The sequence below is a fragment of the Bacteroides sp. D20 genome (assembly GCF_003436255.1).
Taxonomy (GTDB): domain Bacteria; phylum Bacteroidota; class Bacteroidia; order Bacteroidales; family Bacteroidaceae; genus Bacteroides; species Bacteroides uniformis.
On the sequence record NZ_QSOO01000024.1, the window covers coordinates 1 to 23,902 of the forward strand.

The following is a 23,902-nucleotide window of genomic DNA, read 5'->3' on the forward strand; positions in this document are numbered from 1 at the left end:
ACTTATAACTGAATCCCGTTTCTATTTACACAAAATTATGGATACTGCCTAAAAAACTGAATTACTTCTATTTTATTCATTCCCCGAAACTTCTTTATGAAAGTTTTCGGGGAATGTTTCTTTTATGAGTATTATTTATCTATTTTTGTCACTGCAACAAACAAACAAATCTACTTGCCGATGCCCAACTCTTCTGCTTGCAGAGGTAAAAAACAATGCGCTCAATGTCCCAAGGCTGTGGACAATGCAATAATATATGCTTCCCACCTCAGAGGATTCCATCTGCCGGCGCGAAAGTGTGAGGAAAATATTATAATTTTCCTGCTGAAAGGAGAAGTGCTTGTCAACAGTAAGGAGTATGCGGGAACTGTGTTGCATGCAGGTGAGTTCATCCTTCAAGCTATTGGTTCCAAGTACGAAATACTTGCCATGACGGATGTGGAATGCGTTTGTTACCGGTTCAGTAAGCCTGAATTCTTCTGTGAGGACCGGTATAACCATATTATGAAAGAGGTTACCCCTCCATTGATATTCTATCCTTTGACCATTACTCCCGAGTTGCAGCTCTTTCTGGAAAGTTCCAAGGCCTATTTGTCCGAGGAGAAGATTTGCCGGGAAATGCTTTGTTTCAAACGGAAAGAACTTGCTTTCATTCTTGGAAATTACTACTCCGACTATGAGCTTTCCATGCTGATACATCCTCTTGCCCAGTATACTAATTCCTTCCACTACTTTGTCTTGCAGAATCATGCCAAAGTCAAGACGGTAGAGGAACTTGCCCAGTTGGGAGGATATACAGTAGCTACTTTCCGGCGTATATTCAATTCTGTTTTTCATCAACCGGTGTACGAGTGGATGATGGAACGGAGGAAGGAAAGCGTGGTTTATGAACTTCGTTATACGGATGCTTCTATATCAGAGATTTGCTATAAATATGGCTTTGAATCGCTGCCTCATTTTTCCAATTTCTGCAAAAAGAATTTCGGGGCTTCTCCCCGTAGCTTGCGTGCCGGCAATTTATCTGAAGTAAACGGCATGTCATAAAAAAACTCCTCCGGCGGTTTCCCGGCAGAGGAGTCTCTTGTGATATTAATCAAATATAGTGAAAGCTGAGTGATAAATCTGAGCTTGCTCAAAAGGTTTATCCGAAGCGCATCCTATATTATTTGCAGAAAGACCGGATTAGTCTTTCAGTTTCGCAATGATAAAGTCGCGGTTCAGGCGAGCAATGTTGCTGATGGAAACATTCTTCGGGCATTCAGCTTCGCACGCACGAGTGTTTGTACAGTTACCGAAACCGAGTTCGTCCATCTTGCTCAACATAGCCTTGGCACGGCGCAATGCTTCCGGTTTGCCTTGGGGCAACAGGTTCAGCTGGCTCACCTTGGCAGAAACGAACAGCATAGCAGAACCGTTCTTACAAGCAGCCACACAAGCACCACAACCGATACAGCTGGCAGCATCCATAGCCTCGTCAGCGATGGGCTTCGGAATCAGGATAGCGTTGGCATCCTGGGGAGCACCGGTACGTACGCTGACGTAGCCGCCTGCCTGCATAATCTTGTCGTAGGCCGTACGGTCGACCATCAAGTCCTTGATAACCGGGAAACCGGCAGAGCGCCACGGTTCAACAGTGATGGTATCGCCGTCGTTGAAACGACGCATATAAATCTGGCAAGTCGTAGCGCCGGTTGCAGGACCGTGGGGATGTCCGTTGATGTAGAGCGAACACATACCGCAGATACCTTCGCGGCAGTCGTGGTCGAATACAACCGGTTCTTTACCTTCAGAAATCAGCTGTTCGTTCAGGATATCCAGCATTTCGAGGAATGAAGTATCGCCCGGGATATCTTTCATTTGGTATGTTTCAAAAGCGCCTTTTGCTTTCGGACCCTTCTGGCGCCATACCTTGAGCGTAAATGATATATTTTTATCCATTTTCTTTAATTCTTTAAATGTTCAACTTCCCGATTAGCTCTTGTAGTTACGAGTCTGTACCTTGATTGCTTCGTAAACCAGCGGCTCTTTCAGCAATACCGGTTCCTTTTCGTCAGAACCCTGATATTCCCAGCAAGCCACGTAGAAGTAGTTTTCATCGTCACGCTTGGCTTCGCCTTCTTCAGTCTGATATTCTTCACGGAAGTGACCACCGCAGCTTTCGTTACGGTTCAGTGCATCGTAAGCAACCAGCTCGCCCATAGTGATGAAGTCGTACAGACGGATAGCCTTGTCGAGTTCTACATTCATACCTTCCTTGTCGCCCGGGATGAACAGTTCTTTCTCGAACTCCTTGCGGACTTCTTTCAGCTTCTTCAGACCTTCCTTCAAGCCTTCAGCCGTACGTCCCATGCCTACATATTCCCACATGATGTGGCCCAGTTCCTTGTGGATAGAGTCTACAGACTTCTTACCCTTAATATTCATCATCCAGTCAATCTTGTCCTGAACAGCCTTTTCTGCAGCTGCAAATTCGGGCAGGTCGGTAGAGAAACGGGGAACTGTAATCTGGTCGGCCAGGTAATTCTGGATAGTGTAAGGCAATACGAAGTAACCGTCGGCCAGACCTTGCATCAGCGCAGAAGCACCGAGGCGGTTTGCACCGTGGTCGGAGAAGTTACATTCACCAATAGCGAACAGACCCTTGATGGAGGTCATCAGTTCATAGTCAACCCAGATACCGCCCATGGTATAGTGGATAGCCGGATAAATCATCATCGGGTTTTCGTATGGGCTGACATCAGTGATTTCTTCATACATATCGAAGAGGTTGCCGTAACGTTGTGCAACGACATCTTTACCCAGACGGTTGATAGCTTCGGAGAAGTCAAGGAATACGGCAAGGCCGGTGTTGTTCACGCCATAACCCTTGTCGCAGCGTTCTTTGGCTGCGCGGCTGGCAACGTCACGCGGAACGAGGTTACCGAATGCTGGATAACGGCGTTCCAGGTAGTAGTCGCGGTCTTCCTCGGGAATATCTTTTCCTTGCAGTGTACCTTCCTGCAGTTTCTTGGCATCTTCCAGCTTCTTCGGAACCCAGATACGACCATCGTTACGCAGAGATTCGGACATCAAAGTCAGCTTAGACTGCTTGTCACCGTGAACCGGGATACAAGTGGGGTGAATCTGTACGTAAGCAGGGTTGGCAAACCAGGCACCTTTACGGTAGCAAGCCATTGCTGCAGAGCAGTTACATGCCATTGCATTGGTAGAAAGGAAGTAGGCATTGCCGTAACCACCGGTAGCGATTACCACAGCGTGGGCGGCAAAACGTTCCAATTTACCGGTAACGAGGTTCTTTGCAATGATACCGCGGGCACGTCCGTCAATGAGGACAACGTCTTCCATTTCGTAGCGGGTATACAGTTTCACAGTGCCTACGTTCACCTGGCGGCTCAATGCAGAGTATGCACCCAGCAACAGCTGTTGTCCGGTCTGACCCTTGGCATAGAAAGTACGGGATACCTGAGCACCACCGAAAGAACGGTTGTCCAGTGTACCGCCGTATTCGCGGGCGAAAGGAACACCTTGTGCAACGCATTGGTCGATAATATTGTTGGATACTTCAGCCAGACGGTAAACGTTAGCTTCGCGGGCACGGTAGTCGCCACCCTTTACTGTATCGTAGAACAGACGGTATACAGAGTCACCGTCGTTTTGGTAATTCTTAGCAGCATTGATACCACCTTGTGCAGCGATGGAGTGTGCACGGCGCGGAGAGTCCTGGATGCAGAAGTTGAATACTCTGAAACCCATTTCGCCCAGAGAGGCGGCAGCACTGGCACCGGCAAGTCCGGTTCCTACTACGATGATGTCCAGACGACGTTTGTTGGCAGGGTTTACTAATTTTTGGTGAGCCTTATAATTGGTCCATTTCTCAGCCACCGGTCCTTCCGGTATTTTAGAATCTATCTTAGTCATAATGCAATTTACAATTTAGTCATTTACAATTTGAATTTAGCAAGCGCCGCACAATGATTTTGCAAAGAATACGACAACTACCAGAGCGAAGCAGAGGACAACGATAGTAGAATAGATGTTGGAGATACATTTCCAACGGTTAATCCATACTTTGTTGTTCCAGCCCAAAGACTGCATGGAGCTCCAGAAACCGTGAGTGAGGTGGAACCACAATGCGCCCAGCCAAACGAGGTAAAGCACTACGAATACCGGATTGCTGAAGGTGTTTTGAATGTGATAGACACCGTTGGCTGCATATGCCAGCGTGAGGGTGTCGGCATGCATGCCCATGTTGTGCATCAACTCGGGAAGCTGCATTTTAGCCCAGAAGTTTACCAGGTGCAGGCCCAAACCCACGATTACGATGATACCCAGTACGAGCATGTTCTGAGAAGCCCATTCCACAGTCTTGGGCTTTTCTGTAACGGCATAGCGTTCGCTACCACGTGCCTTACGGTTCTGCATAGTCAGCCAGAAAGCGTAGATGATGTGGATGATGAATAAGGCAGCCAGACCTACCGTAGCCACCAATGCGTACCAGTTTGCTCCCAGGAACTCACAAACCATGTTGTAGCCATTAGCCGAGACTAATGCAACCAGGTTCATCGCCATGTGAAATGTCAGAAACAGGACAAGGGCGATACCGGTAACGCTCATCACCACTTTCCTTCCTACAGATGAATTACTTAACCACATAAATGATTGAATTTAAGTTATTTAATAGTTTGAAAATTTGTTCTATCAGGATACTTCTGTAAATGTTTCGCAAAAATAGGAGAAATCCAGCGATAAAGCAAGCGATTAAAGAAATAATTCCGTAATCCGGCAGAATGCGAAGTTTACGGACAAGTAAAAGGTTTACTCGTCCTCCTGGTCTTTGCCTTGCTCTTTGCAGATAATGGAAATCTTTTCTCCGTTTGCCGAACGTTTTCTCAGGGCGCGGGGCGTGTCTCCGAAAGAGTCTTTGCAGAAGTGGGCAAAGTGGGATAGGGAATCAAAGCCATAGCGGGCGCTGATGACTGAAATGCGTTGTTTGGTGTATTGCAGGTCGTTCAGAATTCCTTCACGTTTCTTGTCCAGAATCCATTCATAGACCGGGACCCCATACATATTTTTAAACAGACGGCGGAATGTGGTGGTGGTATATCCACCGAGGTGGGCAAACTCTTCCACATTCTTCACCTTGTCGTAGTTCTGCATGACGAAATATTGGAAGCTTTCCGTATAAGTGCTGATGGGGTAGAAGAATGTACTGATTTGGTGTAGCGGATAGTAGCATGTCAATATGTATACCAATTCCTGGCATTTCATTTCAATGTATTTGCTGCACGCATAGGGTTGCTCGTTGAGGTAGCAGGCAAGGCTTTTCAGGAGCCCTTCGAGCATGGAAATCGCGGTAAGCGGGGTATAAGTCAAGGGGGCTTCCGAGCGTTTCAGTATCTCCTTGTAGCGCTCTTCGCAAATCAGAGGAAGCTCGGTGAACCAATAGACAATATATTCCACTTCGGTCAAAGCCAGGAGTTCTACTTTGGAGCCGATGGCTTGCAAGATGAGCTGGCGGCTTTGGAGAGTGGTGCCCGGATATTCGTCACTGTTTACAAGTAATTCACCTTTCAGCATAAATATCATGCAGTTCTGTGTGCACTTTTCAGCAGAGAAATGTTGTCCCTTGGGGTAGTGGCGGTAAACCAATACTCCTTCTGATTTTTGGGGACATACCATACAATCAATCTGTCGGTTGCAGCAAGTTTCCAGTCTCATGAAATGATTAGCGAATTATTATAAATGTGGCAACAAAGATAGAATTTTTTTGTGAAAACTCTATCTATTTGTCCTATCTTTGCGTCAAACTAATATAAAGGACTTATGAAAAAGGCTATTTTTTTTGTATATTTTATCTGCCTTGTTGTATCCGGTCTTTCGGCACAGAATTGGGATATTAACACTTTGCATCGGGTTAACAGTTGGGATGGCAAGTTTGTCCGTAACTATAATAAGATAATTTCACGTTCGGAGCCCTATGTTGCTGTCGGTGTTCCGGTGGCGATGGCGGTTGCCGCTTGGATAAAACATGATAAGGGTTTGCTGAAAGATGCGGTCTACGTAGGTACAAGTGTAGCGGGGGCTTTTGTTGTGACTTATGGAATGAAATATCTGGTGGACCGTGAGCGTCCTTATGATAAATATCCCGACAGAGTGCATGCATATAGCCATGAAGGCAGCCCGTCTTTTCCTTCCGGACATACGGCGACGGCTTTTGCCCTTGCCACCTCGCTCAGTGTAAAGTATCCTAAATGGTATGTGATAGCTCCGTCTGCCCTGTGGGCTTGTTCCGTGGGAGTTTCCCGTATGAACGAGGGAGTGCATTATCCGTCAGATGTGTTGGCGGGGGCTGCAATCGGTGCTGGATGTGCTGTGGTCAACATCTACGTCAACAAGTGGCTGAATAAGTGGCTGTTCGGAGAATGATTTTAGGCGCGAATTACGCGGAATACGCGGAGTTAGATAAACTAAATCCGCATAATCCGCGCCTAAGTTTGTTTCAAGTCGGCTATTGGATAATAGTGCTGTAGATGCCTTCGTTCAGCACTTTTAGAGCTTGCTGCACGCTCTGGTTCGTGCTGTTCATCACCTGGAAGTATTCGTTCATGTCCCATAGGTCACGGGCTATCAAGGCTTTAAGTTGTGTCTTGATGAGCGGTAGGGATTGGTTGTACTGTTTCTCGTCAAACTTGATTTTCTCTTTGTCGGCAAGCGTACGTATTTCGGCAAGGAAGTTATCGTCTATCTCGAACTTCTCGTTGAAGGCTTCGAATTTCTTGTATTTGTTCTGCAACTCCTTCCGGTGCTTCTCGATGTAGCCGGTAGTGGCTTTGATAACCACGCCTTTGGCTACGAGGTTGCGGTGATAGTCTGTGTACTGGGTAGTGTCGATGGGGACGAAGAAGTCGGGCATGATACCTCCACCTCCGTAAACGGTACGTCCCATACGCTTGGTCTGTGCTTTCAGGGAGTCGGCAAAATGGATACTGTCCGCATGAATCATTTCTCCATGATTGAAGCGGTCTATCAGTTCCTGGTTATACTTATCCTGACTGTTCTCGCCGGTTAGGCGGCCGTCGAGGTTGGCGGTGCTGTCGTAAGGCTTCTGGATACAACGGCCCGAAGGAGTATAGTAGCGGGCGATAGTGAGGCGAATCATGGAACCGTCCGGCAGGTCGATAGGACGCTGTACTAATCCCTTGCCGAAGGTGCGGCGTCCTACTACCACGCCTCTGTCCCAGTCCTGGATGGCTCCGGTCACGATTTCACTGGCAGAAGCGGAGTACTCGTCCACCAATATGATGAGACGGCCGTTCTTGAAGTTGCCCGTACCTTTGGCAAAGAAATCACTGCGGCGTGCGGCCCTTCCTTCGGTGTAGACGATGAGTTCTTTTTGCTTCAGAAATTCGTTGGCAAGGTCGATGGCGGCATTCAGATACCCTCCTCCATTTCCTTGCAGGTCGAGGATGAGGTCTTTCATTCCTTTCTTTTGCAGGCTTTTCAGGGCTTCTGCAAACTCTTCGGCGGTGGTTGCCCCGAAGCGGTTGATACGGATATAGCCGGTTTTGGGTTGTATCATGTAAGATGCGTCCAGGCTGAGGATGGGAATTTTGTCACGCTTCACGGTGAAGTACAGCTGGTCGTCCACGCCACGGCGCACGATGGTGAGTTTCACTTCCGAGTCTTTCGGTCCGCGCAGGCGGCTCATAATATCTTCCGTGCTCATTTTTACTCCGGCAATGGCGCTGTCATTGACGGCTACGATACGGTCGCCGGCAAGGATGCCCACCTTCTCGGAAGGTCCGTTGCTCACGGGTTGTATCACAAGCAGGGTATCTTCTATCATCTGAAACTGTACGCCGATGCCCTCGAAATTGCCTTGCAACGGCTCGTTCATCTTCTTCACTTCTTCGGCGTTGTTGTAGGTGGAGTGCGGGTCGAGTTGTGCCAGCATCTTGATGATGGCTTCTTCCACCAGCTTGTCTTCATCCACCTTGTCCACATAAAGGTTGGTGATGGCAAACTCTGCCATTTGCAGTTTGCGCAGGGCTTCATTGTTCGGCTTTTGCGCTTGTGCCGTCACCGCGCATATACATATTATAATAGTAAATAGTTTTTTCATCATTTCCATTTTAATCCCTAATCCTTTATCCTTAATCCCTAATCTCCATTCCCTCCGGTATGAACATGCTTATGTCCTTGCCGTATTGCAGCAGTTCGCGCACGGTGGTGGAACTGACGCAGGTAAGTTCCGGCTCGGTGAAGAGCAGGATGGTTTCTATGCCGGTCAGTTTGCGGTTGATGTCGGCAATGGTTTCCTCGTATTCGAAATCCTTCACGGTGCGTATGCCGCGTATTATCAGACTGGCATCTACCTGCCGGGCAAAGTCGATAGTCAGGCAGTCATAGGACTGCACAATGATGCGCGGCTCGTTCCGGTAGTAGTCTCGTATCATTTGTTCGCGCTTTTCCAAGGGGAAATACGTATTCTTATTTTCATTGATGCCGATGCCTATGACGATTTCGTCTATAAAAGTCAGTGCACGGCTCACTACCGAAGAGTGTCCGATAGTAAACGGGTCGAATGTTCCCGGAAAGATAGCTCTTCTCATGATGCCAAATCTTCTTCTATAACCAAGTTGTTGATAATAAAGTTTTGTCGTTCCATGGTATTCTTACCCATGTAGAATTCCAGCAGCTCTTTTACGAGGTCTGTCTTGCGCAGGGACACTTGTTCCAGACGCATATCCTTGCCGATAAAATGCTTGAACTCGTCGGGCGAGATTTCTCCCAGACCTTTGAATCGGGTGATTTCGGGGTTGGGACCCAGTTCTTCAATGGCTTTCACACGTTCCTCCTCTGTATAGCAATAACTTGTCTTCTTTTTGTTGCGCACGCGGAAGAGAGGGGTTTGCAGGATATATACATGCCCTTTCTTTATCAGGTCGGGGAAGAACTGCAGGAAGAAGGTGATGATGAGCAGGCGGATGTGCATGCCGTCCACATCGGCATCGGTAGCTACGATGACTTTGTTGTAGCGCAGTGTCTCTATGCCGTCTTCTATATTCAAGGCTGCTTGAAGCAAGTTGAATTCTTCGTTTTCATAAACTACTTTCTTGGTGAGTCCGTAGGAATTTAGCGGTTTACCACGCAGGCTGAATACTGCTTGGGTATTCACGTCGCGGCTCTTGGTGATGGAACCGCTGGCGGAGTCTCCCTCGGTAATGAAGATGCAGGATTCGGTTTCCTGGTCTTTGCCTTTACCGTCACTCAAGTGGTAGCGGCAGTCGCGCAGCTTGCGGTTGTGCAGGTTGGCTTTCTTGGCGCGTTCGCGTGCCAGCTTGGTGACGCCGGCAATGGCTTTGCGCTCTTTCTCGGAGTCTTGTATCTTTTGCAGCATCACTTCGGCCACAAGCGGGTTCTTGTGGAGGTAGTTGTCCACTTCCGTCTTGATGAAGTCTCCTACGTATTTGTTCACCGTGGGGCCGGCGGGCTTGTGTTCCTGCGGCGCGGCAGGCCACATGTTGTTGCTGCCCAGTTTCGTTTTGGTCTGGCTCTCGAACATGGGTTCCTCCACGTCGATGGCAATGGCGGCTACCAGTCCGTTGCGGATGTCGGCATATTCCTGGTTCTTGTTGTAGAACTCCTTGATGGTACGGGCAATGTGTTCCTTCAAGGCAGTCTGGTGTGTGCCGCCTTGGGTGGTGTGTTGCCCGTTGACAAAGGAGTAGTACTCTTCGCCGTATTGGTTGGTGTGTGTGAAGGCAATCTCGATGTCCTCTCCTTTCAGGTGGATGATGTCGTAAAGGCCTTCGCTGGTCATGTTGTCTTTCAGCAAGTCCTCCAGCCCGTGGCGGGAAACGATGCGCTGGCCGTTGTAAATGAAGGTGAGGCCCGTATTCAGGTAGGTGTAGTTGCGCAGCAGGGTTTCTACGAACTGGTTCTGGAAGGAATAGTTCAAGAAGAGTGTGGCGTCCGGTTCGAAGAAGATATAGGTTCCGCTTTCTTCTGTCGAGTCTTCGGTCACATCACTCAACAGCGTTCCTTTTTCAAAGATGGCGATACGTACCTTGCCGTCGCGGTAGCTGCGTACTTCGAAGCGGCTGCTCAGCGCATTGACTGCCTTGATACCTACGCCGTTCAGTCCGACACTTTTCTTGAAAGCCTTCGAGTCATATTTACCCCCGGTATTCAGTTTGCTGACCGCCTCTACCAGTTTGCCTTGCGGAATGCCTCGTCCATAGTCGCGTACGCTGACACGCAGACTGTCTTCTATAGTCACTTCTATACGCTTTCCGGCACCCATCTTGAACTCGTCGATGCTGTTGTCCATCACTTCTTTCAGCAACACATAGATGCCGTCATCGTTCTGTGAGCCGTCGCCCAGACGGCCTATGTACATACCGGAACGGACACGGATATGCTCCATGTCGTCCAGGTGGCGGATGTTGTCGTCGGTATATTCCACGCTGGAAACGGGGCTCTCTGTGATATTGTTGTCTGCTTCTTCCAGCGGCAGGGTCATATTGTTGTTATCTTCCATAAGTACGTTATTCCTTCATATTGCGCATTGCGACAAAGGTAATGAGAAATTCGGGGGTTCGCAAAAAAATAATGTCTTTTATGGACTTCTGACAAGCTTATATTCTGGATTTAGAACTTATTTTATTCCTTTCACAAAGCATCTTCTCCGTTTATGCTGTTCCGTCTTGAAGTACTCCCACTGCGCTTGCACCTTGCCGTTCAGCTCCAGCTCCGGATTACTCTCGGCATACTCGAAACCAAGTTGCTGATAGACGGGGATAAGGTCGGAGAACAACAATGCATTTACCCCCTTGTTCTGATACTCCGGTTTCACGGCAACCAGCAGCAAATCGAGCATCTTGGGATATTTCTTCAAGAAGATGGTCTTGGCCAGGTGATACCAACCCATAGGAAGCAGGCGCCCGTGGGCTTTTTGCAACGCTTCGGCGAGTGACGGCATGGAAATGCCTACGGCAAGCAGCTGGTCATCGGCATCGGTAATCAATGTCACCATGCGTAGGTCGAGGATGGGCAGGTACATCTTGACGTATTGGTCAATCTGCCGTTGGCTCAGTGCAGAATAGCCATAGAGTGGCTGATAGGCTTCGTTCATCAGTTCGAAGATGGCCTGACCGTAGTCTTGGGCAATCTTCTTGGCAGATGTGTATTTCTTTACCTTGAGGTTATACTTGCGCTGGATGAGGTCGGAGATGCGCTTGTGCTTGTCGGGTATGGCGTCGGGAATGTAGATTTTGTACTCCACCCAATCGGCATCCTTCTCAAAGCCCATGCGTTCCAGATGTTGCGGATAGTAGGGATAGTTATAAATGGTGGCCATGGTGCTGAGCTGGTCGAATCCTTCGATGAGCATACCTTCGGCATCGAAATCTGTGAATCCCAGCGGGCCTTGTATATGTGTCATTCCCCGTTCTTTTCCCCATTCTTCCACGGTGCGAATCAGGGCATCGGAGACTTCCGCATCATCGATGAAGTCTATCCAGCCGAAGCGGACTTCCTTTTTGTTCCAGGTTTGGTTTGCCTTGTGGTTGATGATGGCAGCTACACGTCCTACGATTTTACCTTCCCGATAAGCCAGGAAATAGTCGGCTTCACAAAATTCGAATGCAGCGTTTTTCTTCTTGTTGAAGGTGTTGAGCATGTCATCGAAAAGGTCGGGGACGGAATAAGGGTTGTTTTTGTATAGCAGGTAGTTGAAACGGATAAAGCGCTCCAGTTCCCGTCTTGTGGTTACTTTCTTGATTGTAATTGCCATAGTTGTTCAATATTGAGACCACAAAGGTAATGCAAACTGAGAGCAGAACAAAATAAGCTTGCTTATTTTTTATGCCGAGGTACAGCTTGCCTTATTTAAAAATACGTGATAATCTTTAAAATACCGCGTAGGGTGTTTGTAAATTTGCTGTTAGAGGTTGTATATCAGTACCGCTGTGTAGGCAATGTAGCAGAGAATCAGAATGCTTCCTTCCACCCGGGTGATGATGCGTTTCCCGAAAAAGATACCGAACAGCCAAAGCAGGATGCTGGACCCTACGAGTACCCACAAATCGAAATTGGTGATGCCCGTCAGACGCAGTGGAGTGATGGAGGCCGAACAACCCAGTACGAAGAATATATTGAAGAGATTACTTCCGATGACGTTTCCGATGGCTATTTCGGGGTTTTTCTTCAAGGCGGCTACGATGGAGGTGGCGAGTTCGGGTAATGAAGTGCCGCCTGCTACGAGCGTGAGACCGATGATGGATTCGCTGACACCCAATCCGCGGGCTATGCCGCTGGCACCGTCTACAAAGAAATTACCTCCGATGATGAGGCCGGCAAGTCCGCCGAGAATGTATAGGGCGGATTTCCACGCGGGTAACAGCCTGATTTCGTCTTCTTCCTGTAAGTGCTCCTTTTCCGGTTCCTTCATACTTCCATCCCTTTTTGCAATGGCAAAAGTATAACTCAGAAAAATGGTAAAGAAGCATAGCAGCAATAGGCCGTCGGTGATGCTGAGTATGTTCTCCCCACTGCTGTCCAGTAAGACGTCGTTGGCACAAATCAGCAGGGCGAAGGATGAAAGGATGCAAAGGGGTATTTCGCGTTTCAGTGTGTTACGGGTAATGGCTATCGGGGCAAAAAGGGCCGTACAACCCACAATCATCAGGGTATTGAACGTATTGCTTCCCACCACATTGCCGATGGCAATGTCTGCACTGCCTTTTAGGGCAGAGGATATGCTGACGGTGAGTTCCGGTGCGGAAGTACCGAAGGCGACAATGGTAAGCCCGATGACGATGGACGGTATATGGAAACGTTTGGCAACGGATGCGGCACCGTCTGTCAAGCCATTGGCACCCAGAAGAATGAGGAGCAGTCCTCCGACAAGAAACAATATATCCATAGGTATGTCAATTTTGAGTACAAAGATAATGCAAACCGGATACAGAACTTTCATGTTTGCATGAAAAAGTTATGTTGATTAGGATAGGAAGTTAAAAACATTCCGTATGTTTGAAGCATTTATTGGGTATATTTGCATAATTAAAGAATCAAATCAAGAAGTTTATATATGAAGGTTATCCGTGCTTTCTGTCTTTGTTGGCTGTTGATGCTGGCAGACGGAGTGTCAGCTCAGTTGGTAGATAAAGTGCTCAGTGTTTTAGGTGAGGATAGTGTGGGGAGTGTCACAGTGGCAAGGACTGACTCCGATTCGATTCAGTTGTCGCTTGTCCGGCAGGAGTTGGAAACAGCCCGGCTGAATGAGGCGAACCTGCGGATGGAAATGGAGCAGATGAAGTTGGCGGGCTATGCGGCCGATTCGGTGAAGCTGGCATTGCAGAAACAACGCATTGATTCGTTGCGGACGGTGACACCGGGTATTCCGGTGGTGGTGGAGAAGGACACTTTGTTCTATCTGTATGCCAAGCGTGGAGGGCATACGCCCCAACAGCGAGCCAAAGATGTAAGCAACGTCATCGAAGCATTGGGCACGCGTTTCAATCTGCGTCCGGACTCTGTTTATTTAGAGAGTACGGATATTGTTACAGACTTGATGTATGGCGAAAAGGTCATCATTTCCTTTACCGATCAGGATGCTTTGTGGGAAAACTGTACCCGCGACCAGCTGGCCGCCAGCAAGAGGCATGTCGTGGTGGACAAACTGAAAGCCATGCAGAAGGAGCATAGCTTGTGGCAGTTGGGTAAGCGTATCTTGTACTTTATCCTGGTGCTTGTGGGACAGTTCTTCTTGTTCAAGTTTACCAACTGGCTGTTCAGAAAACTCAAACTACGCATTCAGAAGCTGAAGGATACCAAGCTGAAACCGATCTCTATTCAGGATTATGAATTGCTGGATACGCAGAAGCAGGTCAACCTGCTGGTGTTTGTTGCCAACCTGGTGCGTTATGTAGTCATGCTGTTGCAGTTGCTGCTGACGGTTCCGTTATTATTCTCCATTTTCCCTCAGACCAAGAGCTTGGCTTATACATTATTCTCCTACATCTGGAATCCTATAAAGGTCATCTTGAATGGAATAGCCGACTATATACCCAATCTGTTCACTATCTTTGTGATATGCTATGCGGTGAAGTATCTGGTCAGACTGGTGCGTTATCTTGCCAATGAGGTGCAGGCTGAACGGCTGAAGATAAACGGCTTCTATCCGGATTGGGCCATTCCTACCTATCATATTGTGCGCTTCTTGCTTTATGCGTTTATGATTGCCATGATTTACCCTTATCTGCCGGGTTCCAAGTCGGGAGTCTTCCAGGGAATCTCCGTGTTTGTCGGCTTGATTGTTTCGCTCGGTTCCAGTACGGTTATCGGCAATATCATTGCAGGACTGGTCATAACCTACATGCGGCCTTTCAAGCTGGGTGACCGCATCAAGCTGAACGATACTACGGGCAACATCATTGAGAAAACACCGCTCGTCACCCGCATCCGTACTCCGAAGAATGAGGTGGTGACCATTCCGAACTCTTTCATCATGTCTTCCCATACGGTCAATTACAGCCAGTCTGCCCGTGAGTATGGATTGATTATCCATTCGGAGGTCAGTATTGGCTACGATGTTCCGTGGCGGAAGACACATCAGCTGTTGATAGAGGCTGCATTGAATACTCCTGGAGTGATAGATGATCCCCGTTCGTTTGTATTGGAGACTTCCCTTCAGGATTATTATCCGGTTTATCAAGTGAATGCCTATATCAGGGATGCCAACAGCCTTAGCCAGATTTACTCTGATTTGCATCAGAATATCCAGGATGCCTTCAACGAAGCAGGCATCGAAATCATGTCTCCTCACTACATAGCTACGCGTGACGGCAGTGAGACGACCATACCCAAGGATGACTTACGGGAGAAAAAGCAGTAAGGGAGCCGGTTATCGTGCCAGTAAAATCTCTGCAAACGGTACGTAGAACATAAACATCCTCCATTCCTTTGTCTGGAAATCATAAGTTTCGATGAAGTCGCCTTCACGATAGCCTGCAAACTGCACGTAGAGTTTCCTTGTCTGCCCGTCCTTGGAGTAGTACATGGCAGCGGAGCGTACGGCGTTGGGGTAGGTGGCGAAAGGCTCTTTCAAGTTTCCGGCAGTAGTATCCCATAAGCAGAATTGCGTATCTCCACCATTGGCACGGGAAACGATATAGCCTCCTTTGCATTGCAGGCTGTTTGGGTTTTCGGGGGATGGTTCCATAATCCGGAAAGGTATCAAGGCTTCGGCTTTGATGGGGTCGTAGCAGTGCATCTTTTCTTTGGCGATGTCTACCACGACGGGCGAGAAGGTGTCGTCGCCGTTGTTGGCCGAGAGCAGCATGTGGACGTCGGCTATCACGCCCGGATAGCGTGAGAGGGATTCGGGCTTCAGTCCATCCGGTAATGGTATTTCGGGAGTATGTATCGGTGGCATATTCAACCGGGTATATACCGGATAAGAGATGCTACAGTAGGTGAGGAGCTTATCTCCGGCCATTTCCAGGGAAACAGTGTTGTTGAAGTCCGAGCAGATGGTAATTGCGTTACGTTCTACCGGGTTACACCAATAGTGCATGCAGAGGTCGTATCCGTCGATGAAACTACTGCCGTCTTTCTCCCGTATCCCGCAGAGGATGTTGGTGCCGGGGATGTTGGCGGCAAGGTGGAAATCTTCGTCGTCATGGAACTGGATTACTTCCGATATTTCTTGTGTTACCAGGTCGATACGGGTGATGCCGCGGGGAACGGTCGGTGTGTAAATGGCGTGGGAGTTGGTGATACCGTAGAGATATGGTTCTTCGGGGGATTGTCCGTCGGCTACCGAAATCTGGCCGAGAGGCTGAAGCTGTCCTGCCCGTTCCAGGAACATTTCTACCCGTGAGGCGGGCCAGTGTCCGGGGGCAAGGAAAGTAATGCTGTTGGTGGTTTGCTCCGTGGTAACGGCGCGTGTGTAGCGTGAATACCCTTCGGGAAAGAGAGGATTGTCGGCTATCGGCCAGTAGATGTCCAATATGATTTGGTCGCCGCTCTGCAAGCCGTCGGCTTTGACGGTCACGGCATCACCGGGATTGAAGGTCTTTCCGGCATCGGATATGGTGATATTGGTCACAAAAGCGGGTTGTTTCTCTTTGTCGTCATCACTGCAAGCGGCAAGTAGCAGGCTGATTAGTAGCAGGAAGTGTATCTTCTTCATCATAGTTATGTATTGACAAATGCAAATATAGGGCTTTTTCTTGTATTCCTGCGGATAGGCTTTGTTTTTGTCGTATGAGATGGAAAAATCCTCCTACGAAACATGGTCTTTTGCTTCGTGGGAGGAAAGTGGTTGTTCGGCAGGGCTTCGGGGGAATGCGCCTGCTTGCGTGCCGGCTTGGATTATTTGCTGCGCGTCACCGTGTGCAATACATTCCCTTTCTTGTCAATCATGCGCAGTTCCAGTGTCTTTTTGCTGGCCGATACAATGGAGAAACCCGGTTCGGGGCTGCAGAATACGGTCCCTTCGATGGGCTTCACCTTGCGGGCGAGCGAACCGGCAGAATTGGTGATATAGTCGATGTCGCTGCCTGCCACGCGTACGTGCTGGAAGTTGTGGATGTGCCCGCAGATGTACATATCCACCTTGTGCTTGCGCAGGATGGGATCGAGACGTGCCTGCATATCCGCGCGTTCGCTCTCGTCCTTCGGGGTTTCGGCATAGATGGGATGGTGTCCGGCAACGATAACCCAGTCCTCTTTGGCGGCAGTCAGTACGGAATCTATCCAGGAAAGTTGTTGCTGGTAATCCTGCTTGCAGGCATCGGGATAGGTCTCGCTTTCGTTGCGGTATTTGTCAATCATCGGGGCGGTGTCTACCCAAAGGATGCGGATGGTAGCGCCGTTGTCCTCGAACGTCTTGGTATAATAACGGGCGGGCATGGTCCAGCGGCGGCTGATATTACTGTAGTCGAGCACAGCCTGCGTATTACCGCGGTATTCGTGGTTGCCCAGCAGGGGAAACCAGTCTATCATCAGCTCCGGGTGGCTGTAAATAAGTTCGTAGTTGGTCATCCAAAGCGGATCGTTCACGCTACGTACGCCTTCAAAGTGGTGTACATCGCCGGTGGCAAGAACGAATTCGGGGCCTACTTCTTCTGCCATTTGTCCCATCAGTTCGGCGATGGGCTTTTGGTCGTAGTAGCCGTTACGGCCGAGGTCGTTGGCTACGTAGAAGTTGAACTTCTTGTCGAAGATGGAGTAATCGGTGATTTGGGCAATGGCTGCGTTGCCGAGTAGGGCAATAAACAGTAAAAGGAATATTTTCTTCATTGTCATTATTAAATTGTTGAGTAGTTAATGTTGATAACTTGTTGAGATAGAATTCGCTGTTTAAAAATTAATCTTCACTCCCGCATTCACTTTCACGCCGTAGTATTCTGCCTGCATGGTACGGTCTTTTGTGCCCTGGTAGTAGCGTAGCGGCTGGTTCAGCAGGTTGTTGGCTTCGGCGTAGAAGGTAGTCTTGAACTTCTTTCCGAAGGTATAGCTGGCGTTTACGTCCATATAGTTCACCTTGTCGTAGTAGCGGTCGTAGAAGGTGCTTTCTCCCATTTCGTCGATGAAATCGGAAGCGAAGTTATAGCTCAGGCGCAGATTCAGACCGCCTTTCTCAAAGTATAGGGAAGCATTTGCGGTATGCTCCGGAGAGCCTGGCATGCTCAAGTCTTTCTCATTCTCGCGACCTTCGAAGTTGAAGTCTTCCACACGGGAGTGGGTGTAGGTGTACGTTCCGTAGAAACCTACACATTTCAGAGCGGGAGCAATGAAGCTGAAGTCGCGCTGGTAGGATAACTCTACCCCTACCAGGTTGGCGTTGCCCGCATTCTTGGGTTGGGTGAAGCGGGTGTAGGTGTTACCCTGGTATTCGTAGTTGGTGCTCACCTGGTCTACGATGAAGTCGTCTATCTTCTTGTAGAAGATGCCGGCGCTTATCAGACCGATGCTGCGGAAGTAGTAGTCGGCACTCAAGTCGAAGTTGTAGGAGACGGTAGGTTTCAGCTCCGGGTTTCCGATGGTGATTTCGTTGTCGGAACGCTTGATGTTCACACTGGGCACGAGGGCCGAGTATTTGGGGCGTGACAAGGTTTGGGTAAACGAACCGCGCACTTTGAAGTCATCGTTTACATTCCACTTTACGAGCAGCGACGGCAGGAAGTTGATGTAGCTGTTGCGCTGACGGTCGGTCTTGCTGGTGAGGTCTTCGTCGGCATCGTAGGTGCGTCCCGTATAGGCAAGGTTGGTGTTCTCTATGCGAAGTCCGGTCATCAGTTCCACGTCTTTTGTCAGTTTTTGGTCGAAGCGGAGGTAGCCGGAAGTCACGGTTTCGCGGGCGTTGAAGTTTCCGGCAAGTTCTTCCTGTACCTGCTCTTTCTCAAAGAGGGAAGCGTTGTTCAAGTCTAAAGAGCCGGTGTATTCCTTGCTGGCGTAGATGCCTGCCTGGTATTTGTTGTTGGGCATGAAGTTCTTGTTGGTCTGGTCCACTGTATTTGCTAGGCTGTTCGTCATGAAGGCATCCTCGTCCAGAGGAGAGTATTCGTAGAAGTCCACTTCTTTATCCTTGGTCTTGCGCACTACCTTTGCGCCGAACTTCAGCTTGTTGCCGTTCTTGAAGGGAAGTTTGAAGTTGGCGGAGAACTTCAGGTCCTGCTCCTTGATGTCTTCCTGCTGTTCCGTCAGCTCTTTCAGGCTGAATTCATCGTTCAATGTCATGGTAGAGCCTGTTTTGGGGCTGGCAAAGGGTTGGCGTTCGTCGCTCAGGTCCATGTCGAACTTCTGTTTCTTCAGTTGGAAGTCGATGTAGCGTTCGTTGGGACGTTCTTCGCTGGCTTTGGCATAGCTGGCGTGCCAGTCCATGGAGAGGGCGCCGAAGAGGTGTTCGCCGCCGAGGGCAAAGTCCATGGTGCGCTGGCGTTCCAGGCGGGCGTTACGGTTGTCCGGCGTACCGGCTTTGGTCTGTATGCGTACGGTGGCGTTGCCGTCGGGGTCAAGGTCTTTCAGCGTGGTACGGTAGCGGTTCTCCCAGTCGTTGCGGTTGTTGAAGATGCCTTTGAAGGTGAGTTTGTGGTTGGCATTGATGTCCCAGTCCAGTGCGGCGGAGTAGCTTTGGCGTTCGCGGGTGACGTAGTATTGGCGGATTTGGTAGTCGTTGACGTACGTCTTGCCGTTGTCATCCTGCTCCCATACAAATTCGGTGTCGTAGGAACCAGAAGGTGAGTTCTGATAGGAGGCCGATACAATCAAGCCGAGTTTGTCGTTGAAGAAGCGGTCGCCGTAGGTGAAGCCAAGGTTCAGTTGCGCCTTTTCGCTCACCCAGTTGTAGCCGGTTCCGGCGGTGGCGGCAATGGTACGCTTGTAGGGGGAGTTCTTGGTGACGAGGTTGATGCTGCCGCCGATGGCGTCGCCGTCCATATCGGCGGTTACTACCTTGTTCACTTCGATGGTCTGAATCATGTCTGCCGGAATGAGGTCGAGCTGTACGTTGCGCGTATCGCCTTCGGCAGAGGGAACGCGGTTGCCGTTGATGGTGACGGAGCTGAGGTCAGCACTCGTGCCCCGCACTTGCCCGAAGCGTGCCTCGCCTTGGTCGTACTGCACGTTGATGCCGGAGATGCGTTTAAGGGCGTCACCGATGTTGGAGTCGGGGAACTTGCCTACCTGGTCGGCAGAGACTACATTCGTAATCCCCATGTTGTTTTTCTGTGAGTTGATGGCACGGCGCTGTCCCTGGAAGGCGCCGCCTACCACCACTTCCTGCAACTCCACGCCTTCGTTCAGTACGACGTCTTTTTCCAGTGTACGGCCTGCGGGGATGGTGATTTTCAGTTCTACGGGAGAGTAGCCCACGTAGCTCACCTTTACTGTATAGGTTCCCGGGTCAAGGTTAGAGAAAGTGTAGAAGCCGTTGACGTCGCTCGTCACGCCAGTGTGTAGTTTCTCGATGTAGATGGATGCGCCCGGGAGAGTTTGTTTAGTGGCGTCGATGATGCGTCCACGTACAGTTCCTTGTTTCGTGACATTTGCTTTTTCGTCGGCAATGGCCGTATTGACGGTGGCGGTGAATAGGAGTAAGAATAAGAATGCTCTCAAAATCTGTTTCATACTTGTTATTATCTGTTAATAATCTGCCGCAAAAGTAGAGGGTTGCCGTTACGTGGAGGTTGCGGAGCGTTGAAGAACAGATAACGATTCAGTTACAATGAGGTTACATAAATTCTTGAAGGTAGTACCCTTTCGGCGGTATCTCCCTTTGCCGTCATCTGGCAGACTGATGCTAAAGATGCACGAGATGTGCATCTCGGACTGTATGAGATGTACATATCGAGCAACATGAGATGTACATCTCGTGCAGGGGAAGGTATAGGGGTTGGTGTCTTATCCCGTAGCCTGGCAGCGGATAAGTACCTTCTTCTCGTCTGCCAGAGTAGTGGCAAAGAGATAAGTGCCTCCCCCTTCGGCCAATTTCAGTCGTTTGCGCAGTTCGGCCACGGTGGCGGGGAAGTTGCGCACGGTGAGGTTCGCCTTTTTCTCGGCAGCCAGCATCTCTTTCACTTCTTTCTTGCCGAAGCCGCAGGAGGAGGTAATCCGGAACTTGCGGCCGGGGAAGTCCGGCAGGAAGTGGTCCGAGGTGTAGAGGTGGCTGTTGGGATGCAGTTTTTCCACCTTATACAATGAGGAGAGGCTGCGGAATGCACTGGCTTTCAGCACGGAGGCATTCGGTTCGTAGAGGTATGATTTCAGTTGAGGGGTGTAGGGGCATGCACGCTCCTTCTCCTGCCGGCGGGTGAAGACGAGGGCTTGGGGAGCCGGTACACCGGTGAAGTTGACGCAATGGATGGGGATGTCGTCTGCCGGCACTCCTTCGCCTTGTCCCAGCAAGAGCAGCAGTTCCTTGCATTCGTTGCCCACGGAGACGATGTGTGCCTGGTGGACATGCTTCAAATCGTTCAGGGCAAGGGTGAGGTCGAGCATGGGGGAGAGTTTTACCAGTACGTGTCTTGCCTTGCGCAGCAGCAGTTCTTCGAGGGCGGCTATATCGGGTTCGCAGTCGCCGATGGCTACGGTCTTTCCACCGTGTCCGTCGCGGCGGGCAGGGTCTATGAATATACAGTCCACGGGCTCCATCTCTTGCAGATGGCAGACGCTGTCTGCGTGGCAGACGGAGATGTGGTTCAGGCCGAGGACAGGGAAGTTGTGCGCGGCTATCTGGCAGAGGGTTTCCTGGCGCTCGACGTAAGTGGCATGCCCGAAGCGGGAGGAGAGATAGGCGCAGTCGATGCCGAAACCTCCGGTGAGGTCGGTAAAGGTGCCGGCTGATGCGGGGGTACTGTTCTGCGCGGGATGTTCTTGTTCTGTATGTAGCAGGTTAGTTATAATCTCCGCTTTATACTGTGCCGTTGCTTGGGAGGAGCATTGTTCCAGAGAAAGGTGGGCGGGGTAGAGTATATGCTCGTTCTCGGCCCATGCGGGTATCTTCTCTTTGGCAATCTGCCAGCCGGAAATCTGTGTGATGGCGGCGGGCATGTCTACCGAAGGGTAGCGGCGTGCCTGCAAGGCAAGGCTGCGCACGTCGTCGCGGCGATGCTCGCGGATGAAGCGGAGGGTGTCTTGGGATAAAGGCATGGCTTGGCTTATTTATTCTGATGCAAAGTTATCTCAAAAAGGACAAAGTGGGGCATAAATTCGCAGCTTTCTGTCTGATTATTTTTCAGACACAGATGACGCTGATAATACAGATTAAGAATATAAAAATCCGCGTCATCTGCGTCATCCGCGTCAAAGCGATAGCAAATTTAAGTTTCCGGACAAGCTGGGGGTGAGAGTTAAGGGATGACCCGGTATCGCTCCTTTGCCGTCTGCCTGCTGACGCGGTTGAAGTGCCACCATTCGCTGGGTAGCGGGTGGAATCCGGCTTCTTTCATTACCTGCCGGAGCAGCAGCCGGTTTTCACGTTCTTGTTCCGTCAGCTTGCCTTGTGCCACGAGCACGGCTTCTTCTGTGATGTGGGCTTCCCTGCCCAGATGGTCTACCGGGGTGCCCATGGGCAGAGGAGTTCCTTTATCGTCGAGTATGCTGATGTCCACCGCCAATCCGTAGTTGTGCAGGCCGCCGCCGCGTGAGGGGTTGGAGACATAGATGTATTTGGAGGTTCCTTTCACTACGTCCCACATCTTCTGCTGTACGGACAAGGGGCGCGCTGCGTCGTAGACGATGAGGCTGTAGCCGGGGTACTGTTCTTTCAGTAGGCGTTGTGCCCGCTTCAGGCTTTTCATGGCATCGGGGTGCAGGTAGGCTTCTTTCAGGTCTTCGTATAATAGGGTTCCGGTGAAGTTGTCGGCACGGGTGTACATCAAGTCGATGGCGATGCTGCTGTCCGCTTCGGCGATGTTGACGAAACCGAGGGAGTCCAGGTAGCGGGCTGTCCGGCTTTTAACCGGAGCCGGAGGGACGGGTGCCGCTATGGTGTCGGCGTACGGGATGGTGGTCTCCGTATCTGGGTCTTGTGCCTGCTTTGGCGCTTGTTTTCTGCTACAACCGCATAGTGAGCAGCCAAGCAGCAGATATAACAAGTAAAAGAAATATCGTTCCATCTTACAAGGCATTCTTGGCGGTAAGGATTGATTTCATCAAGGCTATGTCCGAACTGACTTCTCCCTGCATCAAGTATTTGTTTTTCCGTTGGCAGGTGGCTTCGTAAATCTCCTTTGCTTTTGCTGTGTCCTTGTCCCGGTAGAGTGCCAGGGCGCAGAGCAGCCGCTGTTTGGAAGACGTCACATCCTTATATTGCCGGATGTAGGTATCCAGCTCATCGGTATATAATTCTTCTGCCCGTGCGGTCCTCTTTGTCACCAATGCGGTGAAGAGCAGCTCGCAAGCGTTTTCCTTTATCAAAAGTCCGATGACTTCGTGCCGGTGGCTCATTATTTTCTCAAATGCATTGTAGGCGGCTTCCCATTCTTCGCAGTCGAGCAGGCGCGAGGCGCTCATCAAGGCTATGGTGACCTGCAGGGCATCTTTGTAGTTGATGTCTTCCGTTTGGCTGAACCATTCGGCAGGCATGTCCTTAGGACGCATGCCCTCTTGCACCAGTGCGTTGATGCGCAGCTGGGTGACCAGTGCCTGCTTGCTCTTGCTGTCCTTGAGAAGCAGGCGCATGTTGTCGGCATCATTGCCGATGCCGCCCATCTTCATGGGGATGCCGTTCATCCCTGCAAGGAGAATGCCAATCAAAGAGAGCATCAGAAGGAAGAATTTCAGCAGGTAAGGCAGCCCGTCTACGGTCAGCAGGGGGAGGAAGGCAAGGATGGCGGTCAGCAGGTTGGCAAGCACTCCACCCAGGTTGTACAAGGTGGTTGGGATATCTTCAAGAGGCCTTTCGGGTGGGGTAAGCAGGCATTGGCCTCCCGTTCCGGCAAGGCTGAAACGCTTGATGCATAATTTCCCGTCTTTCCGTATGAAGGTAAGGTTGAAGATGCGGAAGGAGACGAAGCGGTAGCCGGTTGCCAGTCCGCAGACAAGATGCCCGCCTTCGTGCAGAAGCACTTGCAGGAAGATGGAGAACAGCAGAATCAGTATGGCTAACAAGGAAACTCCTACTGTCTCCAGCATGCCGGTTTCGGCAAACTTGCTGTGTAAACCGTCGAACGAGTCTCCCAAAACCAGGACTCTTACACCTATTATTCCTACAAAGCCGATGCATGCCCCGACCATGAATCCTCCGGCCAATTTAAATACTTTCTTCATCCTGATATCTTGATAAATGTGTTTGCCGGCAAAGGTAAAGGATTTTATCTGAAATGCAACAGCTTGCCCCATGTATCATAAAAAGAAAGAGATTGTGATTGCCACAACCTCTTTCCGT

The 23,902-nt window shown here is 50.0% G+C and carries 18 protein-coding genes; 3 read left to right on the forward strand and 15 right to left on the reverse strand.

Features of this window, described 5'->3' with window-relative positions:
* Positions 1-180: 180 nt before the first annotated feature.
* Positions 181-1,044: a helix-turn-helix transcriptional regulator gene (locus tag DXD78_RS18920; protein ID WP_005834297.1), complete on the forward strand. Its 864-nt coding sequence runs from the start codon at positions 181-183 to the stop codon at positions 1,042-1,044.
* 138 nt (positions 1,045-1,182) lie between these two features.
* Here the strand turns inward: DXD78_RS18920 and DXD78_RS18925 are convergent, their stop codons facing one another.
* The 4 genes from DXD78_RS18925 to DXD78_RS18940 all read right to left on the reverse strand — a co-directional run bounded on the left by DXD78_RS18925 (position 1,183) and on the right by DXD78_RS18940 (position 5,718).
* The gene (locus DXD78_RS18925) at positions 1,183-1,938 is read right to left on the reverse strand and encodes a succinate dehydrogenase/fumarate reductase iron-sulfur subunit (protein ID WP_005830925.1); all 756 of its coding nucleotides are present in this window, start codon (positions 1,936-1,938) and stop codon (positions 1,183-1,185) included.
* A gap of 33 nt (positions 1,939-1,971) precedes the next feature.
* Positions 1,972-3,918 carry a fumarate reductase/succinate dehydrogenase flavoprotein subunit gene (locus DXD78_RS18930; RefSeq protein WP_005834301.1) on the reverse strand — a complete coding sequence of 649 codons (1,947 nt, stop codon included), beginning with the start codon at positions 3,916-3,918 and terminating at the stop codon, positions 1,972-1,974.
* Positions 3,919-3,954: 36 nt separating this feature from the next.
* Positions 3,955-4,653, reverse strand: a complete 699-nt coding sequence (locus tag DXD78_RS18935; RefSeq protein ID WP_005830923.1) for a succinate dehydrogenase/fumarate reductase cytochrome b subunit — start codon at positions 4,651-4,653, stop codon at positions 3,955-3,957.
* Positions 4,654-4,815: 162 nt separating this feature from the next.
* Positions 4,816-5,718: an AraC family transcriptional regulator gene (locus DXD78_RS18940; RefSeq protein WP_005834304.1), complete on the reverse strand. Its 903-nt coding sequence runs from the start codon at positions 5,716-5,718 to the stop codon at positions 4,816-4,818.
* A 105-nt stretch (positions 5,719-5,823) separates the two neighbouring features.
* Here DXD78_RS18940 and DXD78_RS18945 point away from each other — a divergent pair, with 105 nt between their 5' ends.
* The gene (locus DXD78_RS18945) at positions 5,824-6,426 is read left to right on the forward strand and encodes a phosphatase PAP2 family protein (RefSeq protein ID WP_005830921.1); all 603 of its coding nucleotides are present in this window, start codon (positions 5,824-5,826) and stop codon (positions 6,424-6,426) included.
* Positions 6,427-6,508: 82 nt separating this feature from the next.
* Here the strand turns inward: DXD78_RS18945 and DXD78_RS18950 are convergent, their stop codons facing one another.
* The 5 genes from DXD78_RS18950 to DXD78_RS18970 form a co-directional block, all read right to left on the reverse strand.
* Positions 6,509-8,122 carry a S41 family peptidase gene (locus tag DXD78_RS18950; protein WP_034529349.1) on the reverse strand — a complete coding sequence of 538 codons (1,614 nt, stop codon included), beginning with the start codon at positions 8,120-8,122 and terminating at the stop codon, positions 6,509-6,511.
* Positions 8,123-8,153: 31 nt separating this feature from the next.
* On the reverse strand, positions 8,154-8,612 hold the full coding sequence (gene coaD / locus DXD78_RS18955) for a pantetheine-phosphate adenylyltransferase (RefSeq protein WP_005830918.1): 459 nt from the start codon (positions 8,610-8,612) through the stop codon (positions 8,154-8,156).
* Positions 8,609-10,543: a DNA topoisomerase IV subunit B gene (locus DXD78_RS18960; RefSeq protein ID WP_005834312.1), complete on the reverse strand. Its 1,935-nt coding sequence runs from the start codon at positions 10,541-10,543 to the stop codon at positions 8,609-8,611. The genes coaD and DXD78_RS18960 overlap by 4 nt, the downstream gene beginning before the upstream one ends.
* A 117-nt stretch (positions 10,544-10,660) precedes the next feature.
* Positions 10,661-11,797 carry a hypothetical protein gene (locus tag DXD78_RS18965; protein WP_005830912.1) on the reverse strand — a complete coding sequence of 379 codons (1,137 nt, stop codon included), beginning with the start codon at positions 11,795-11,797 and terminating at the stop codon, positions 10,661-10,663.
* Positions 11,798-11,947: 150 nt separating this feature from the next.
* The gene (locus DXD78_RS18970) at positions 11,948-12,928 is read right to left on the reverse strand and encodes a calcium/sodium antiporter (protein ID WP_050756856.1); all 981 of its coding nucleotides are present in this window, start codon (positions 12,926-12,928) and stop codon (positions 11,948-11,950) included.
* Positions 12,929-13,096: 168 nt separating this feature from the next.
* Between DXD78_RS18970 and DXD78_RS18975 the strand changes: the two genes are divergently transcribed.
* On the forward strand, positions 13,097-14,902 hold the full coding sequence (locus tag DXD78_RS18975) for a mechanosensitive ion channel family protein (RefSeq protein ID WP_009037581.1): 1,806 nt from the start codon (positions 13,097-13,099) through the stop codon (positions 14,900-14,902).
* A 9-nt stretch (positions 14,903-14,911) separates the two neighbouring features.
* Here DXD78_RS18975 and DXD78_RS18980 read toward each other — a convergent pair whose 3' ends face one another.
* The 6 genes from DXD78_RS18980 to DXD78_RS19010 form a co-directional block, all read right to left on the reverse strand.
* Entirely contained in the window at positions 14,912-16,204 is a 1,293-nt protein-coding gene (locus DXD78_RS18980; RefSeq protein WP_009037582.1) for a WD40-like domain containing protein, read from the reverse strand.
* 179 nt (positions 16,205-16,383) lie between these two features.
* Positions 16,384-17,313, reverse strand: coding sequence for a metallophosphoesterase (locus DXD78_RS18985; RefSeq protein ID WP_005830908.1), 930 nt, complete (start codon positions 17,311-17,313; stop codon positions 16,384-16,386).
* A 60-nt stretch (positions 17,314-17,373) separates the two neighbouring features.
* On the reverse strand, positions 17,374-20,142 hold the full coding sequence (locus tag DXD78_RS18990; RefSeq protein WP_005834321.1) for a TonB-dependent receptor: 2,769 nt from the start codon (positions 20,140-20,142) through the stop codon (positions 17,374-17,376).
* A gap of 273 nt (positions 20,143-20,415) precedes the next feature.
* Positions 20,416-21,663 (reverse strand): SAM-dependent methyltransferase, encoded by a 1,248-nt coding sequence (locus DXD78_RS18995; protein WP_009037583.1) that lies wholly within the window; start codon positions 21,661-21,663, stop codon positions 20,416-20,418.
* Between the two features lie 200 nt (positions 21,664-21,863).
* Positions 21,864-22,631 (reverse strand): M15 family metallopeptidase, encoded by a 768-nt coding sequence (locus tag DXD78_RS19005; protein ID WP_034529238.1) that lies wholly within the window; start codon positions 22,629-22,631, stop codon positions 21,864-21,866.
* A gap of 1 nt (position 22,632) precedes the next feature.
* Entirely contained in the window at positions 22,633-23,784 is a 1,152-nt protein-coding gene (locus DXD78_RS19010) for a hypothetical protein (protein ID WP_034526008.1), read from the reverse strand.
* Between the last annotated feature and the right edge of the window lie 118 nt (positions 23,785-23,902).

Bases quoted from the DNA above. Each gene is read 5' to 3' on its own strand.
- DXD78_RS18940 (WP_005834304.1), bottom strand. From the start codon at position 5,718: ATGAGACTGGAAACTTGCTGCAACCGACAGATTGATTGTATGGTATGT.
- DXD78_RS18980 (WP_009037582.1), bottom strand. From the start codon at position 16,204: ATGATGAAGAAGATACACTTCCTGCTACTAATCAGCCTGCTACTTGCC.
- DXD78_RS18945 (WP_005830921.1), top strand. From the start codon at position 5,824: ATGAAAAAGGCTATTTTTTTTGTATATTTTATCTGCCTTGTTGTATCC.
- DXD78_RS19010 (WP_034526008.1), bottom strand. From the start codon at position 23,784: ATGAAGAAAGTATTTAAATTGGCCGGAGGATTCATGGTCGGGGCATGC.
- coaD (WP_005830918.1), bottom strand. From the start codon at position 8,612: ATGAGAAGAGCTATCTTTCCGGGAACATTCGACCCGTTTACTATCGGA.
- DXD78_RS18995 (WP_009037583.1), bottom strand. From the start codon at position 21,663: ATGCCTTTATCCCAAGACACCCTCCGCTTCATCCGCGAGCATCGCCGC.
- DXD78_RS18985 (WP_005830908.1), bottom strand. From the start codon at position 17,313: ATGAAGAAAATATTCCTTTTACTGTTTATTGCCCTACTCGGCAACGCA.
- DXD78_RS18920 (WP_005834297.1), top strand. From the start codon at position 181: ATGCCCAACTCTTCTGCTTGCAGAGGTAAAAAACAATGCGCTCAATGT.
- DXD78_RS18925 (WP_005830925.1), bottom strand. From the start codon at position 1,938: ATGGATAAAAATATATCATTTACGCTCAAGGTATGGCGCCAGAAGGGT.
- DXD78_RS18930 (WP_005834301.1), bottom strand. From the start codon at position 3,918: ATGACTAAGATAGATTCTAAAATACCGGAAGGACCGGTGGCTGAGAAA.
- DXD78_RS18970 (WP_050756856.1), bottom strand. From the start codon at position 12,928: ATGGATATATTGTTTCTTGTCGGAGGACTGCTCCTCATTCTTCTGGGT.
- DXD78_RS18950 (WP_034529349.1), bottom strand. From the start codon at position 8,122: ATGAAAAAACTATTTACTATTATAATATGTATATGCGCGGTGACGGCA.
- DXD78_RS18975 (WP_009037581.1), top strand. From the start codon at position 13,097: ATGAAGGTTATCCGTGCTTTCTGTCTTTGTTGGCTGTTGATGCTGGCA.
- DXD78_RS18990 (WP_005834321.1), bottom strand. From the start codon at position 20,142: ATGAAACAGATTTTGAGAGCATTCTTATTCTTACTCCTATTCACCGCC.
- DXD78_RS18935 (WP_005830923.1), bottom strand. From the start codon at position 4,653: ATGTGGTTAAGTAATTCATCTGTAGGAAGGAAAGTGGTGATGAGCGTT.
- DXD78_RS19005 (WP_034529238.1), bottom strand. From the start codon at position 22,631: ATGGAACGATATTTCTTTTACTTGTTATATCTGCTGCTTGGCTGCTCA.
- DXD78_RS18965 (WP_005830912.1), bottom strand. From the start codon at position 11,797: ATGGCAATTACAATCAAGAAAGTAACCACAAGACGGGAACTGGAGCGC.
- DXD78_RS18960 (WP_005834312.1), bottom strand. From the start codon at position 10,543: ATGGAAGATAACAACAATATGACCCTGCCGCTGGAAGAAGCAGACAAC.